This is a genomic window from Mucilaginibacter sp. AK015 (genome assembly GCF_014200785.1).
Classification (GTDB): domain Bacteria; phylum Bacteroidota; class Bacteroidia; order Sphingobacteriales; family Sphingobacteriaceae; genus Mucilaginibacter.
Genome location: NZ_JACHCV010000004.1, coordinates 262,380 through 277,729, shown reverse-complemented (window position 1 = coordinate 277,729; position 15,350 = coordinate 262,380). Strand labels below are relative to the sequence as shown.

The following is a 15,350-nucleotide window of genomic DNA, read 5'->3' as shown; positions in this document are numbered from 1 at the left end:
ACGGGCAATAGGTGAATCTTTAATTTTTTAGAGAATTTATCTTGTCAAAAGGTCTCAACAGCCGAGGATATAAACATTACCCAGCCATCCACGTTGTCTATTTATGAACACGTATACAATCTTTGCCAAAAAAATTCTTATTGTAATTTGCCTGATAGGGTTGGTGCTGCTATTTGGCTTTGCGTCACAATTGTTTTTACTGGGTTTTGCCGCACTGCTGCTGGCCGTGCTTTTAATTGGGCTAGCAGATAAATTATCTCGTTTCAGCGGCTGGAGCTACCCGTTAGCGCTCACTACAGTCTTTTTGACATTACTTGTTTTAATCGCCGGAATTGCATTCTTACTGGCGCCGTCACTGAGCAAGCAGGCGGAAGAACTGCAAACTGCGGTGCCTGAATCCCTGGATAAACTTAAAGCCCAGTTGGAAAATACCTCCTGGGGGCATGAGCTTATGAAGAAATTAGATGATCCTGACAAATTGGTTCGTCAAAACAAGGAGGATATTATATCCAAGTCTACTGGATTTTTCTCGGCAACACTGGGGACGCTCGCTAACTTTTTTATTGTAATCGTTATGGCGGTCTTCCTTGCCGCTCAACCCAAGCTATATGTAGAAGGGTTCCTGCGCCTTTTTCCTAAAGATAGGGCAGGCAGGGTTAAAGGGCTGATTGATGAGTGCTTTCGGACTTTATGCGCTTGGCTGAAAGGAAAGTTTTTGTCGATGTTGGTAGTCGGCGTACTCACGTGTGCGGGGCTCCTTGTCCTCGGTGTGCGCATCCCTGTAGTACTGACACTTATCGCAATGGCGCTAACCTTTGTGCCAAATCTGGGGCCGGCATTGGCAATGTTACCTGCAGTACTTATCGCTTTGTTGTCCGGACCGCAGCAAGCCGTACTGGTAATGGCTTTGTATATCACCGTCCAGGTGCTGGAAAGCTATCTCATTACCCCGATGATCAATCAAAAGGCAGTTTCACTGCCACCGGCACTGACGCTGTTCTGGCAGGTCATTCTTGGTTATTTTCTTGGAGGGCTTGGGCTGCTATTGGCCACGCCATTGCTAGCGGTGCTGATGGTGCTTCTGGATAAAATGTATATCGAAGGCCTGCACAAGGCAAAAGCGTAGCCGGACCATCGATTTTGGCCGCCCATTTTAAAGCAATTAATATCCACAACTTTTCTCATTTCGGTTTTTTTATACGGTTTATAAATCGTATACAATTTTGATCGGCCACGGTACCGGCGCGATCGTGGGCTTTCTTTCCGGCCTGTTTGGAAATGGCGGCAGTGCGATCACCACACCAGCACTGCAAATCTTTGCCGGCATCGCCCTCTGGCTCTCTGGCCTCCCGTACTACGACTTTACGACTACCCTTTACGCTTCACTTTCTTACAGAGGAAGAGGGGGTTAAATCGCACATTGATCAGCTTTTGCAGGCTTTCGGGCATCCCGACAACACTTGTCGGTTGTATTTACCGGTTACGTGGACGGAGACTGGCTGATGCTGCTCACCACACTAGTTGTTTCTGCTCCTGGAATTTCCTTTTTTATGTAACACCGGCACTGGTTCAGGTGCATCGCAGCATCGCTGCCCTATGATATTGAGTGTTGTGGTGCTGGCCGAGTACACCGAATAGCCGTTTTTCAGTGGGTTCATTATTTTTATAGTTTTGAGTCATGAGGATACGTCAATCACTTGCCATAGCGCTGCTAGCACTGTCTTTCTGGGGCTGCAACAGGAAACAGGATGCTCCGGCATTTCGAAGAACGCAGTTTTATTCTCCTGTATCCGAAGCAACTCAACACTGGGATAGACCTTGGAGAAATGCAGAGGCCCGAAAATCCGCTGCTGGATACCTTTTCTAAGACTGGCCTGATCAGCACCCTGATGCGGGTTTTCGGCGGGAAAAAGCGACGACGATGAAGACACGGCGTAGTGCCAAAGACCGGACGAATTGTTGACATAGGGGGATAACGAGATCAAGAAATAGTAAACTGTATGTTACAGTAATGGCATGTTACAGCATTACCAGGCCTGCATTTGACCTGATCGGAACAAGTAAAGGTGACTTTATCAATGTAATTGCTGGTGCTTAGTGCGGGGTGGTACCTGAATTGCACCGTTTTTAAATAAAAAACCACATAATAAATTGACTGTCAATTATTATGTGGTTTTGAGGTAGCGGGAGCAGGACTCGAACCTACGACCTTCGGGTTATGAGCCCGACGAGCTACCAACTGCTCCATCCCGCACTATTTATTTGGTATGTTACATAACGGGCATAACTCCGAAATGTTTGTTTCAATTGTCAAAAAAGCAATTTGCGCTTTCTTTTAATTGGACTGCAAAGATATAATTCGTTTCTTTGCAGTCCAAATAATATTTTAATTATTTTTTTATGGCGCATAAGGCAGGTTTTGTAAGTATAATTGGTAAGCCCAACGCGGGTAAGTCAACCCTTATGAACGCATTGGTGGGCGAAAAAATGTCTATCATCACCCCCAAGGCGCAAACTACCCGCCACCGCATACTGGGGATTGTTAATACCGACGATTACCAGATCGTGTTTTCGGACACCCCGGGCATCATTAAACCGCACTATGCGCTGCACGAAAGCATGATGCACCAGGTGGATGGCTCTATTGTTGACGCCGACCTGATACTGCTGGTTACCGATATACACGAAGAGTTTAACGAGCAGGATGTTATTAAAAAGCTGGAAGGCTCCACAGCTCCGCTGGTTGTGCTTATCAACAAGATAGACCTTTCGAGCGAGGAGGAAGTAAAAGAAAAGGTAGAATACTGGCAGGATAAGCTTGCGCCAAAGGCCATTTACGCCATATCGGCCCTGCATGACCATAACATTAAAGCCGTAATGGATTTTGTGTTGGATAGCCTGCCCGAGCATCCTGCTTATTATGAGAAGGACGCGCTTACCGACAGAAACGACCGCTTCTTCGCGTCGGAAATGATACGCGCACAAATTTTTAAGCAATATAAAAAAGAGATACCCTACAGTACCGAGGTAATAGTAACCGCCTTTGTTGAGGGCGATAAGCTATATCGCATCAGTGCGGAAATTATTGTTGAGCGCGATTCGCAAAAAAATATCATTATAGGCAGCAAAGGGGAAATGCTGAAAATTGTGGGCACGTATGCCCGCAGGGATATGGAGGATTTTTTTCAGCGGAAGATATTCCTGGAAATGTTTGTAAAGGTTATCCCCGACTGGCGCAGCAAGAAAAATTACCTGAAAAAGTTTGGGTACGAATAATTTGAATTACAATTTACGAATTACGATTTTAGATTGATACTTATCGGGTTTGTAAATTTGCATGGATTAAGCTTACGGTTTTACCAATCGTAATTCGTAAATCTAAAATCTAAAATCAACATGAGTAACATAGTAGCTATAGTAGGCAGGCCAAACGTTGGCAAAAGTACCTTATACAACCGTTTAACCGAAAGCCGTAAAGCTATTGTTGACGATTTTAGCGGCGTAACCCGCGACAGGCATTACGGCACATCCGAGTGGATAGATAAAAAGTTTACGGTTATTGATACCGGCGGTTATGTAGCCAATTCCGAAGAGCTTTTTGAGGTTGCCATTCGCGAACAGGTGTTAATTGCCATTGAAGAGGCCACCGTAATTTTATTTATGGTGGATGTAACCACCGGCATAACCGACCTTGACGACGAAATTGCCAACCTGCTGCGTAAAAGCAAAAAACCGGTATTTGTGGTTGTCAACAAACTGGATAACAACGCCAACCTGGCCGACGCTACTGAGTTTTACAGCCTGGGCTTAGGCGAGATCTACACCATATCGTCAATGACCGGTTCTGGTACGGGCGAATTGCTTGACGAGGTTGTTACCCATTTTGAGGATGTGCCGTTTGAGGAGAACGAGCGTCCTAAATATGCCATAATCGGTCGCCCAAACGTAGGTAAATCATCCATCATCAATGCGCTTATTGGCCAGGAGCGCAATATTGTAACCCCAATTGCGGGCACCACGCGCGATTCTATCCACATCCATTATAACCAGTACGGTCATGATTTTATGCTGATTGATACTGCCGGGATGCGGAAAAAAACCAAGGTAAAAGAGAATATTGAATTTTACTCGGTGATGCGCACCATTAAGGCTTTGGAAGAAGCAGATGTGGTGATCATTATGATTGATGCAGTAGAAGGACTTGAAGCGCAGGACGTGAACCTTTTTCACCTGGCCGAAAAGAATAAAAAAGGCATTGTGATCGTAGTGAACAAATGGGACCTGATAGAAAAGAATAACAAAACCATCAGGGTATTTGAAGACCAGATACGCCAGAAGATAGCGCCGTTTACCGATGTGCCTATTGTATTCACCTCCGTTTTAGAAAAACAGCGTGTACTAAAGGTAATAGACGTGGCTAACCAGGTTTATGCTAACCGCGCCCGTAAAATACCAACAAGCAAACTTAACGAGGTAATGCTGCCCGTTATAGCAAAATATCCTCCGCCATCAATTAAGGGCAAGTATGTAAAGATCAAATATGTTACGCAGATTACAGGCTCATCGCCCATGTTCGCGTTTTTTTGCAACCTGCCGCAATATGTAAAGGAGCCATACTACCGTTTTATAGAAAACCAGCTGCGCGAGCATTTCGAGTTTTCGGGTGCGCCTATACAGGTTTGGTTCAGGCAGAAGTAAGAAAAATTAAGGATCACATATTGTAGCGATGGCCAAAACCATCGCTATTTTTGTTTAAGCGCTTTGGCTATGGCTTCGTCGGTAACTTTGGCCATTATCCTATACCCCGCGGCATTGGGGTGTACGCCATCAAGGGTAAGATCTGGCCGGGTGCCTTTTTTATCATCCACCAGCGGGGTATAGTAGTCAAGCAATATCAGCTTATTTTGCGCGGCATAGGCCGTTATCGCCTTGTTCAGGCTGATGATCTTTTCGGCCGGCTCTAAGCCTTTACGCCAGGGATACTCGTTAATAGGTACATAAGCGCATAATATCGGCGTAATTTTATGAACCTGGCATAACTCAACCATTGATTTGATATCATTCAGGATACGCTCGTTGGTTACATGCCCGGTAGTCCCTGCAATATCATTGCTCCCTGCCAATATTATTACAGCTTTTGGCTTAAGGGCAATAACATCCTGCTGAAAACGCAGTAGCAGCTGCGGCGCTATCTGCCCGCTAATGCCCCTGTCTATGTAGTTTTTGTGCGCGGCAAAGTATTCCGGCAACCGTGTTCTCCAGAATTCGAAAACCGAACTACCCAAAAAAACAACGCGCTTTTCGCCCGGCGCAGGGTTGCCCAGGGTTTTATTTTCTGCTTCGTAATGGCGCAGGTTGGCCCAGTCATCTCTAAAATCTTCAGGAACAGGTATTGCTGCTTTGTTGGACGAATCCGCTTTTTGCTGGGCAAATACGGGGGCTGATAATAATAACAGGATGGTTAACAGGCGGGCAATTTTCATAGGGTTAATGGTAGATGAGTCCCAAATGTACAATCTATATCTAAAACATAAAAAGACTTACCCGAAATTTGAACTTACCGATGTAAACACCATGGGTCATTTAATTCGTCATTAGCGTGGTAAAACAGCGGGCATCCAGTTTAAAGCTGGCTTCGTGGTTGGCAACCTTAATTTGCTTACTTTTCTTCATCCCGTGGCTTTTATCGGTTAAATAAACCGTAAGCTGCTTAACGGTATTTGGCAAGCCTTTTATCGTTATCTCCCGGGCAGCACCATTATTTACAATGTGCAAGGTGTATCGATCATTGGCGGCATTAGCCAGCGCCGCACACGAAATATCCTGTCTATCGGCAGTAATTGGCCGGTAAATCATCCCTTCGGGTGTTGATGCAAGTTGCTTCAGTTGCCAAAACCGCTGCGTAGGCTTTAATTCGCCTTCGTTGCCAAAAATACCCCCGCCGGTTAAAGGGGAGTAGTCGGCAGTGAGCTGCCATTGCAAGATGGATAAAGGCCGGCAAATGGCCAATAAGCGCGTGTACAGGTTTATTTCTTCCAACGCGTAAGACTCCTCTTCAAAGTAAGCCGGGTAAGCCCAGGCGGCTGCATCAATGCTACCCTCGCCTACCAGGAGCGGCACATTAAGCGTTTTGGCAGCCTCGGCCCATTTTTGCAGGGTTGGCGTGTCCCATCCGCGCCACGAGTGGAATGATACCGCGCCGATATACTTCCGCGCTTCAGCATCATTCATGGTCGGGTAAATAAATTTGTAGGTGGTGGCGTCAGAGTTATCGCCCAGCAACAATTTTGTACCCACGCCTTTTGATGCCAGGTAAGCGCCTAATCCTTTTATAAGAGCGGCATGTTCTTCTCCGGTTTGTCGTACGTTTATTCCAAGGTCCGATTCGTTGAACGAGAAATATTTTACCTCTACACCGTAATGTGATTTTAAATATAAGATGTAATCGGTAATTGATTTATAGATCTGCGGCATATTTGCCTTATTAAGCGGGTTTCCCCAAATGCCTGCAGCGTTGGGCCGGTATTGTAACGGCCCAACTACGGCCCATTGTGGCGGCGCCCACGCCGACAGTATAACCGGAATATTCATCTTCCCCAGCCTTTGCGCCATCTCCATTGATCTTTTCACATGTTCATTCAGTTTACCGCTATCGGCCCGGGCTGTGGGGTCTGCATCTCTATCGGGTTGCCAATTTCTCCAGGGCATTTCAACCCGGCCCCAGGCAACGCGCAGGTTGGCCAGGCAATAGTCAATAACCTGCGGATCGGTTTGCATGTTCTGTAGCCGGAAGTTTCCACCCAGGCCCGCGAAGGTGCTGCCGGTTGCAGCGCTGTCTAATTGCAGCACAGCGGGCAAGTCGTCAATTTTACCATCGGCTTTTATAGTATAGGTTTTTTCAAATACGTCTCCCTTATGTAATATCCCGGTGCATATGGGCAAATAAAGCTGGATGTATTTTTTATTCTTGCTGCTATCCTGTCTCAAAATAACCGAAGCTTCTTTCAGTTTAATATAAAATTTTTGAGCGGGGGCTGTAAAAGTTAGCTCATTGCTATAATCAACATTGTACCCGGGCTCGGTTTTTAATATTACCGGGCCGCTGGTTACTGTTTTTAATTTAACTATGCTGTTATCATAAATATATTTGGGCAGCCTTATGCCAAGATAAACGCCTTTTATAACAGTATCTTTCTTTACCTCGCATTTAATGTTTAGGCGAATTTTCCCACGGCCGATATCCTCAACGGTTTCCGTAAAATACAGGCTATCTATATTCGTGTTTACAATCCCGGAATTACCGTCCCTTTTAAATTTCGGCTGCTGCACTTCTTTGGCGGTAAACTTTATTTTGGCCCAGCTTTCGCCAACAACCGTTAGGTTGGTATTAAACGGCATTAATTGCCCCTTAACGCGGATGCCGTTTAAATTACCGTAAGGCATCAGCTCGGCCTGTGCAAATAATTTTACCGGGATAAGAAAAAGAAAGGCGATGATAATGAAGGCTGCCTGCTTACCGATAGTAGATGCTCTCATAATTGAATAGGTGTGTACTAATATACACCTAATCAATAACGGCGGCAATAAATGTAATTTATGTATCAATATTGGATAAAAACTATTGGGCGTTTAAACCTTCAATCCGCACGTTGCTTTTTTTCAAAAAGCCAATTTTCCCGGCAAAAGCGTCTCTCCAAAATAAATGGCGAACCGGGCCAACATAGTGCCGTGCAATAACATCTGGCAAAAAGCTTGGAATAATCTCGAACTGGTCGGTGTAAGTTAACAGATATTTATGGGGCTTTAAACCAGACTTGCCGGTTACCTTTTGAAGATATGCAAATATCGTTTGCTCGCTGAAATGGGTGCTATTGGCTATAACGGATGGTAGCAAACGTTTAATTATCTCCTTGTGTTGAGCGGTTATTTGTTTTATAAACATGATGCCCGCGCAATAGTATGGTTCTTCGGCTAAAACCGCTAAGTTTTGGTTTTTGATCAACAGGCTGTCATACGCCTGGCTTTTATCATAAGACATATGCAGGTCAATATCCCCATCTGTTAAATATCCAATGTCCGCTAAAGGGTCGTTATGCCATAGTACATCGGTATCGGTATATAACACCGGTCTGCCTAAATCCACTATTTGCATAATACCGGCAAGCTTTAGCCCCATAGGGCTTTTTGTAGCATAAGCAGCAAGTAATTTGTTTCCCTGCCTTAAATGATATTGCACACAATGCTCAGCTGTAATAGCAGTTAATGTACCGCCGGGGTAAGTCTTTTTTATTTTTTTTATGGTTTTGTTAGTTGTACCAAAATCAGTTATTACATAAATAGATGGAAGTTCAGAAAACACCTTTTGAATGGAAGACAGCACTTGTTTCAAAAAAGGATAACTATCGCGGCCACACAATATCACGTAGTTAAAGTTTGCCACAGGTTTTGATGTAGTTCTTACTGTTGTAAAAACGCTGAGCAAGGGCTTTAAGATCCACACCGGGAACCTGAACGCGATGCTATTTTTTATCCTGTGAAGCATTGCTAAAGTTACGTGAACTTACAATTATTCTGATGGTCAGCGTTAAGTTATCTTAAATGATGGCTATAATGGCAATTTAGCTGGCTAATAAATATTTTTTCCTTTAATTTATACGCGATATGAGCCGGCAAATATCCTCAAAAAAATTCCTTAACCTTACAGGTTACCAGTGGACCTGCATATTATACATTGCCGTGGCCGTTTTTTGCTGGCAGCTGAAGTATTTCAGGCACATCGATAATAATTATATTATCTTCCGTACAGCGTTCTATCATTTTAAAGATCATGTAAACCTGTACCTGTATTACCCCAATGAGTATTATGATGTGTACATATACGGCCCTGCGTTTACTGTATTTATAGCACCGCTGGCCCTTATGCCCGAAGGGTGGGGTTTCTTTTTTTGGGAAGTTGGCAATGCCGCAATGTTTTTATGGGCCGTTAACACACTCCCTTTCAGTAACCGTATTAAAACCCTTATCCTGCTTTTTTGCGCTATAGAGTTTGCAAACTCCAGCCATTACATGCAGTTTAACCCATGCATTGCAGCTATTATTATCCTGAGCTTTACTATGGTGAGGCGCGGAAAAGAACAATATGCTACCCTGTTAACCGTATTTGGCACACTGATGAAAATATACCCGATTGTGGGGCTCGCTTTCTTTATGTTTTCAAAAAACAAGGTAAAATACATTATATGGTCGGTGATATGGCTGGTTATATTGCTTTGTTTGCCGGCTATAATATCCGGCCCGGGATTTTTAGTGCAAACGTACCGGGACTGGTTCACCGCTTTATCATCAAAAAACCTAACCAATCAAAGCCTCACCACCGGGTTCGACTGGTGCCTGATGGGCGCCGTGCGGCGGCTGTTCCAGGATAGCAGCATTCCCAACTGGCCGTTTTTGCTGGGCGGGGCAGCGGTTTTTGGCGCGGCATTATTGAGGTTCAAACAATACGCGTCCCTAAAGTTTCAACTGCAAATTATGTGTTCGTTGCTGTTAATGGTAGTTATATTCAGCACGGCATCAGAGCACCCTACATTTATTATCGCCACTGCCGGGGCTGTTATATACATCATGATGCAGCAAAAACCGTTTACGCCTTTCAATATCGTGATGCTGGTATTGCTGTTAGTGGTAACGGGGCTTGGCCCGTCGGACGCCTTCCCTAAACCCGCCCGTATCTGGATGCAGAATTATGCCATAAAGGCTTACCCATGCATTATTATCTGGTTTAAAATAGCGTGGGAGCTGCTGTTTAAGGATTTTGCCGGCGATAAATTGCCTGACAGAATACTGCAAGAACGGTAAGTGCAGCAGGTGTGCCGGGCTTTATAGCTGCCGGATCCTTTTGTAGCTTCCCTGCCACATTTCACAACAACCTTTTGGCTTACGGTTAATAGGGTTATCTTTGCTGCGCGATGTCAGATAAAAAAGTAAGAGTCCGTTTTGCGCCAAGCCCTACAGGTGGCCTGCACCTGGGTGGTGTGCGTACCGTTTTGTTTAACTACCTGTTTGCCAAAAAGCACCAAGGTGATTTTGTTTTACGAATAGAAGATACCGACCAAACCCGCTATGTAGATGGCGCAGAGCAATACATTTTAGATTGCCTTGAATGGTGTGGCATTACCCCGGACGAAAGCCCTGTGGTTGGTGGCCCTTACGCCCCGTACCGTCAAAGCGAACGTAAGCCCATTTACCGCGAATATGCCGAAAGGCTTGTGGCCCAGGGCCATGCCTACTATGCTTTTGACACGCCTGAGGAGTTGAACGAAAAGCGGAGGGAAATACCCAACTTTCAATACGGACACGCACGCCGCTATGAATTGCGCAACTCGCTGAATTTACCCCTGCAGGAAACCGAGAAGCTATTGCATGAAGGTACGCCCCATGTTATCCGCATAAAAATGCCGGAGAACGAGACCGTTAGCTTCAATGATATGATACGTGGCCATGTTAGTTTTGAAACCAACCAGGTTGACGATAAGGTTTTGCTAAAGGCCGACGGGATGCCAACTTATCACCTGGCTGTAGTGGTTGATGATTACCTGATGAAAGTATCGCATGCTTTTCGGGGCGAGGAGTGGCTGCCATCGGCGCCGGTGCACCTGCTGCTTTGGGAATACCTTGGCTGGCGAGCCGATATGCCGCAATGGGCGCATTTGCCGCTGATATTAAAACCCGACGGGCATGGCAAACTAAGTAAACGCGATGGCGCACGCCTGGGTTTCCCGGTTTATGCCATGAACTGGCTGGATACCAAAGCGGGCGAGTTAACCCCCGGATTCAGGGAGTTAGGATTTTTACCAGGGGCGTTCCTGAACCTGCTTGCTATGCTGGGCTGGAATGATGGTACAGACCAGGAGATCTTTACGCTTGATGAACTGATAGAAAAATTCTCCATCGGTCGCGTTAGCAAAGCAGGCGCAAAGTTTGATTTTGAAAAAGCTAAATGGTATAATGCAGAGTGGATAAAGAGGGCGGATGCCGAAAGCTTGAAGCTGAAAGTGTGGGAGGTGTTACAAGCGAATGGTGTTGTTGTAAAGGATGAGGCCTACCTGCTAAAGGTAATTGATACCGTAAAAGACCGCTGCGTTTTACTTCCCGATTTTTATCAGCAGGCAGCTTACTTTTTTCAGCAGCCTGCCGTGTACGATCTTAATGCTGTAAAACCAAAATGGACAGACGCTAAAACCAGTTTCTTTAATGCTTTTGTTGCTATATTGAGCAGCCCCGAAACTTTTGATGCCGTTGAACTGGAAACCCGGTTTAAAGCCCTTGCCGAAGCAAATGGCCTAAAGCCGGGTGATGTGATGCTGCCTTTACGTGTTATGCTGGTTGGCGGCAAGTTTGGCCCGCATGTGTTTGATATAGCCAAGCTACTCGGCGAAAGCGAAACCATCATCAGGATAGAAAAGGCGTTGGAGGCTTTTAACGGGTGATAAGGTGTGTAACCTTATACTAACACAGCCTCTTTGCCTTTAGCGCGCAAGGTGCATGTCTGTTTCAAAGCGTATAGCCCCCGGCGTTTTTCTGTTTTATTTCTTTTCAAGCTTAGCGGCTGCCGGCTGGTCTAAAAACCATTGCAGATCTTTGCCTTTAATAAGCTGTGCGGGGTATTCCTGTATATCTTTCGGGTCTTCTAAAATATGTTTTACAGCTGCTGCCTTGCCCGCACCATAAACCAAAAATGCGATATGGTGCGCGTTGTTGATGAGCGGGGCGGTAAAGGTAATGCGGTTCATCTTTACTTCGTCGATATAAAGCGCTTGCACCGATGCGCTATCGTCTGTTAAAACGGACGTATGCGGGAATAGTGAGGCCGTATGAGAGTTATCCCCCAGGCCAAGTATCACCAGGTCGAAACAAGCATTATGCCCGTCGAAAAAATGGATAAGGTTACGGGTATAATCGATAGCGGCCTCTTCGGCGCCCAAATGGGTTTGCACGGCAAAAACGTGCGAAGGCTCGATCTCGAGCGGGTCGAACAAGGTTTGTTTGGCCATCAGGTAATTACTCTGCGCGTCGGTTAACGGCACATCGCGCTCGTCGCCAAAAAAGAAGTAAACCTTATCCCAGTCAATGGTGTCGCGATAATCGCTTGCCAGCAATTGATGTAGTTTTTTTGGCGAACTGCCGCCGCTCAGTGCTACCGTAAAGCGATCGCGGGCCTCAATGGCCTCTTTTGCGCAATCGGCAAAGTACTGTGCTAATGAGGCCAATACTTCAGTATCCGTTTTAAATATATTCAGCTTCATTTATTTTAATTTGATGATTTGAAGATTTGAATATATGTGCGGTTCCATTATCAAATCTTCGAATTCGCACATTTTCAAATCATTTTTTGCCGTTAACCGGCAACGTGAACCAGTTAAACCCGTCGCGGGCTATCAATGCCTCAGCGGATTCCGGCCCCCATGAGTCGGCAGAATAATTAGGGAAGTTAAGGCTCTTTTTATTTTGCCAGGTGCTTAGTATCGGCATTACCAGCTCCCATGCCGCCTCTACCTGGTCGCCGCGCATAAACAGGGTTTGATCGCCCAACATGGTATCCAGTATCAGCGTTTCATAAGCTTCGGGGGCCTGGTTGGTATAGGTGCCCTTATAATCGAACACCATATCAACGGCATTTAGCACCATATCAATGCCCGGGCGCTTTGCCTGTACCTGCAGCCTTATGCTCATTTCGGGCTGTATGCTAATGATCAACCTATTTTGCTGCCAGCTCTCGGCCGCTTCGGTAGGGAATATCAAATGCGGCACATCCTTAAACTGTATGGTAATTACCGACGACGATTGGTGCATGCGTTTCCCTGTACGCAGGTAAAACGGCACACCCTGCCAGCGCCAGTTGTCAATAAAAAATTTAATGGCCGCAAAGGTTTCGGTGTTTGATTCCGGGGCAACTTTTTGTTCTTCGCGGTAGCCGGGCACCTCTTCGCCCTTCATCCAGCCGCTGCCATACTGGCCCCGTACCGCCGAGTTACGTACATCCTCCGGACTAAACCTGCGCATGGCCCTTAATACATCAACCTTGCGGTCGCGAACTTCATCGGCATTAAAGCTAACCGGCGGCTCCATGGCTACGTGGCAAAGCAGCTGTAGTAAATGGTTTTGGATCATATCGCGCATAGCGCCGGAGCCATCGTAGTAATCGCCGCGATCTTCAACACCCAGCTGCTCGGTAACTGATATCTGCACGTGCTCGATATAATTACGGTTCCAAAGCGGCTCCATAATGGAGTTTGCAAAGCGGAAGGCCATAATATTCTGTACGGTTTCTTTCCCCAGGTAATGGTCGATACGGTAGATCTGGCACTCGTCGAAAATACCTTTCAGCAATTCGTTCAACTCTTTTGCTGTTTCCAGATCGTGGCCGAAAGGTTTTTCAATAATTATCCGTACGCGCTGCTTATCCTCGGCCAGCTTAGCCTTAGATATGTTTGCGGCTATTATCGGGAAGAAATTGGGCGCTACCGCCAGGTAAAATATTACGTTAGCCGTGGTTTTCCACTCGGCGTTATGTGCATCTATGCGCTTACCAAACTCTTTATACGTTTCAAAGTCGTTAGCATCTGATACCTGGTAATGAATGTTTTTTGAAAATTCTTCCCACTTTTTCGCCTCAACCTTGCCGCTGCGCGAAAACTGGTTGATATCGTTATGCAGGTTTTCCCTAAACTGTTCATCGTCGAGCTTGGTGCGGCCGGTGCCAATAATAGAGAACTGGTTAGGCATCCAACCATCTAAAAAAAGATTGTAAAGGGCCGGTGCAATTTTACGGGAGTTTAGATCGCCCGTACCACCGAATATGATAAATATGGTTGGTTCTGATTTTGTGCTATTACTACTCATGATAATAATTTTAATTCTCTTCGGCCATTTTGTTAATTACCCATTGTGTATGGAACACGCCCTCTTTACCAATTAATTCATAGGTATGCGCGCCAAAAAAGTCGCGCTGGGCCTGGGTAAGGTTTGATGGCATGCGTTTGCTTCTGAAAGCATCAAAGTAGCTTAATGCCGCGGCATAGGCCGGTGCTGCTATACCCGCGGCAGTTACTGCCGATACAATTTTGCGGGCGCCCGGTAAGGCTTCGGTTACTAATTTTTGCACGCTGCTGTCAAGCAGGAGGTGGGCAAGCGTCTTATCGTTCTGATAAGCATTATAAATATCATTTAAAAATAACGACCTGATAATACAGCCACCCCGCCATATCTTGGCTATCTCGTCTAATTTCAGATCATATTTGTATTCGATAGAAGCATTAGTAAGTAGGAACATACCCTGCGCGTAGGTTACTATCATGTTAAAATAAAACGCCTGCTCTAACGCTTTAAGCAATTCGGTCTGGTCGCCCTCAAGCGCGGGGGCATCTTTGCTGTATAGCTCAGATGCCTTTACGCGCATCTCTTTATATTTTGAAAGGTCGCGCATGGCAACAGCCGTATCGATAACCGGCGACGGCGCCTGTAGGTCCATAGCCACCTGTGATGTCCATTTACCGGTGCCTTTTGCACGGGCCTCGTCCTTAATATCATCCAACAGCAAGTGGTCGCTGCCTTTTTCTTTAAAGGTGAATATCTCGGCGGTAATTTCCATCAGGAAGGATTGTAAACGGCCCGCGTTCCAATCGGCAAATACCTTTTGCATGGCCTGGTTATCCATTTTCAACCCGTTCTTCATGATCTCGTAGGTTTCGGCAAGTAGTTGCATAATACCATACTCAATACCGTTGTGCACCATCTTTACAAAATGGCCGGATGCGCCCGGGCCAATATAGGTTACGCAAGGTACGCCGTCTACTTTTGCCGCGATGGCTTCAAATATCGGTTTCATTACATTGTACGCATCCTTGTCGCCGCCCGGCATCATGCTTGGGCCGCGGCGTGCGCCTTCTTCGCCGCCCGATACGCCCATCCCAAAAAAGTGCAGGCCTTTGGCCTCCAGTTCTTCAACACGGCGGTTGGTATCGGTAAAGTGCGAATTGCCACCGTCAATTAAAATATCGCCCTTATCTAAAAGCGGGGAAAGCTCTGCAATTACACTATCTACAGGTTTGCCGGCAGGTACCAGCATCATAATGGCGCGCGGTGTGGTAAGGCTTTGTATAAATTCCTTTACGTCTAAAAAGCCCTTAACTTCAAGGTCGCCACCTTCGGTGTTCAGCGAATCTACCTTGCCTGCATCTTTATCATGGCCCGCTACGGCAAAGCCATGGTCGGCCATGTTTAGCAAAAGGCTGCGGCCCATTACGCCTAAACCTATCATGCCAAAAGCATATTTATTTGTTGTATTGCTCATG

12 protein-coding genes and 1 tRNA gene are annotated in these 15,350 nt (G+C 45.9%); 5 read left to right on the top strand and 8 right to left on the bottom strand.

The annotated features are described in order from the left end of the window. The first annotated feature begins 103 nt into the window (after positions 1 to 103). Complete coding sequence (locus HDC91_RS16120; protein ID WP_183553908.1) at positions 104 to 1,126, top strand: AI-2E family transporter; 1,023 nt, start codon at positions 104 to 106, stop codon at positions 1,124 to 1,126. Between the two features lie 391 nt (positions 1,127 to 1,517). Here HDC91_RS16120 and HDC91_RS16115 read toward each other — a convergent pair whose 3' ends face one another. Beyond that, positions 1,518 to 1,658: a hypothetical protein gene (locus HDC91_RS16115; protein WP_183553906.1), complete on the bottom strand. Its 141-nt coding sequence runs from the start codon at positions 1,656 to 1,658 to the stop codon at positions 1,518 to 1,520. A 523-nt stretch (positions 1,659 to 2,181) separates the two neighbouring features. Further along, positions 2,182 to 2,254: transfer RNA gene (locus HDC91_RS16110), tRNA-Met, on the bottom strand. A gap of 146 nt (positions 2,255 to 2,400) precedes the next feature. On the opposite strand from HDC91_RS16110, the gene era reads away from it, so the two are divergent. Further along, positions 2,401 to 3,276: a GTPase Era gene (gene era / locus HDC91_RS16105; protein WP_183553904.1), complete on the top strand. Its 876-nt coding sequence runs from the start codon at positions 2,401 to 2,403 to the stop codon at positions 3,274 to 3,276. 120 nt (positions 3,277 to 3,396) lie between these two features. Further along, positions 3,397 to 4,698 (top strand): ribosome biogenesis GTPase Der, encoded by a 1,302-nt coding sequence (der, locus tag HDC91_RS16100; protein ID WP_183553902.1) that lies wholly within the window; start codon positions 3,397 to 3,399, stop codon positions 4,696 to 4,698. A 44-nt stretch (positions 4,699 to 4,742) separates the two neighbouring features. On the opposite strand, the gene HDC91_RS16095 is transcribed toward der, so the two are convergent. The 3 genes from HDC91_RS16095 to HDC91_RS16085 form a co-directional block, all read right to left on the bottom strand. Continuing rightward, positions 4,743 to 5,483, bottom strand: coding sequence for a GDSL-type esterase/lipase family protein (locus HDC91_RS16095; protein WP_183553900.1), 741 nt, complete (start codon positions 5,481 to 5,483; stop codon positions 4,743 to 4,745). A 100-nt stretch (positions 5,484 to 5,583) separates the two neighbouring features. Beyond that, positions 5,584 to 7,536: a hypothetical protein gene (locus tag HDC91_RS16090; protein ID WP_183553898.1), complete on the bottom strand. Its 1,953-nt coding sequence runs from the start codon at positions 7,534 to 7,536 to the stop codon at positions 5,584 to 5,586. 82 nt (positions 7,537 to 7,618) lie between these two features. After that, the gene (locus tag HDC91_RS16085; RefSeq protein ID WP_183553896.1) at positions 7,619 to 8,542 is read right to left on the bottom strand and encodes a putative nucleotide-diphospho-sugar transferase; all 924 of its coding nucleotides are present in this window, start codon (positions 8,540 to 8,542) and stop codon (positions 7,619 to 7,621) included. A gap of 119 nt (positions 8,543 to 8,661) precedes the next feature. On the opposite strand from HDC91_RS16085, the gene HDC91_RS16080 reads away from it, so the two are divergent. Both HDC91_RS16080 and gltX read left to right on the top strand, forming a co-directional pair. After that, complete coding sequence (locus tag HDC91_RS16080) at positions 8,662 to 9,855, top strand: glycosyltransferase family 87 protein (RefSeq protein ID WP_183553894.1); 1,194 nt, start codon at positions 8,662 to 8,664, stop codon at positions 9,853 to 9,855. Positions 9,856 to 9,965: 110 nt separating this feature from the next. Continuing rightward, complete coding sequence (gltX, locus tag HDC91_RS16075) at positions 9,966 to 11,486, top strand: glutamate--tRNA ligase (protein ID WP_183553892.1); 1,521 nt, start codon at positions 9,966 to 9,968, stop codon at positions 11,484 to 11,486. Positions 11,487 to 11,582: 96 nt separating this feature from the next. Here the strand turns inward: gltX and pgl are convergent, their stop codons facing one another. The 3 genes from pgl to gndA all read right to left on the bottom strand — a co-directional run bounded on the left by pgl (position 11,583) and on the right by gndA (position 15,349). Then, positions 11,583 to 12,302 (bottom strand): 6-phosphogluconolactonase, encoded by a 720-nt coding sequence (gene pgl, locus HDC91_RS16070; protein WP_183553890.1) that lies wholly within the window; start codon positions 12,300 to 12,302, stop codon positions 11,583 to 11,585. 79 nt (positions 12,303 to 12,381) lie between these two features. Then, positions 12,382 to 13,899: a glucose-6-phosphate dehydrogenase gene (gene zwf, locus HDC91_RS16065; protein ID WP_183553888.1), complete on the bottom strand. Its 1,518-nt coding sequence runs from the start codon at positions 13,897 to 13,899 to the stop codon at positions 12,382 to 12,384. Between the two features lie 10 nt (positions 13,900 to 13,909). Further along, a complete protein-coding gene (gene gndA, locus HDC91_RS16060) occupies positions 13,910 to 15,349 on the bottom strand; it encodes an NADP-dependent phosphogluconate dehydrogenase (protein ID WP_183553886.1) in 1,440 nt (479 codons plus the stop codon). Position 15,350: the final 1 nt, after the last annotated feature.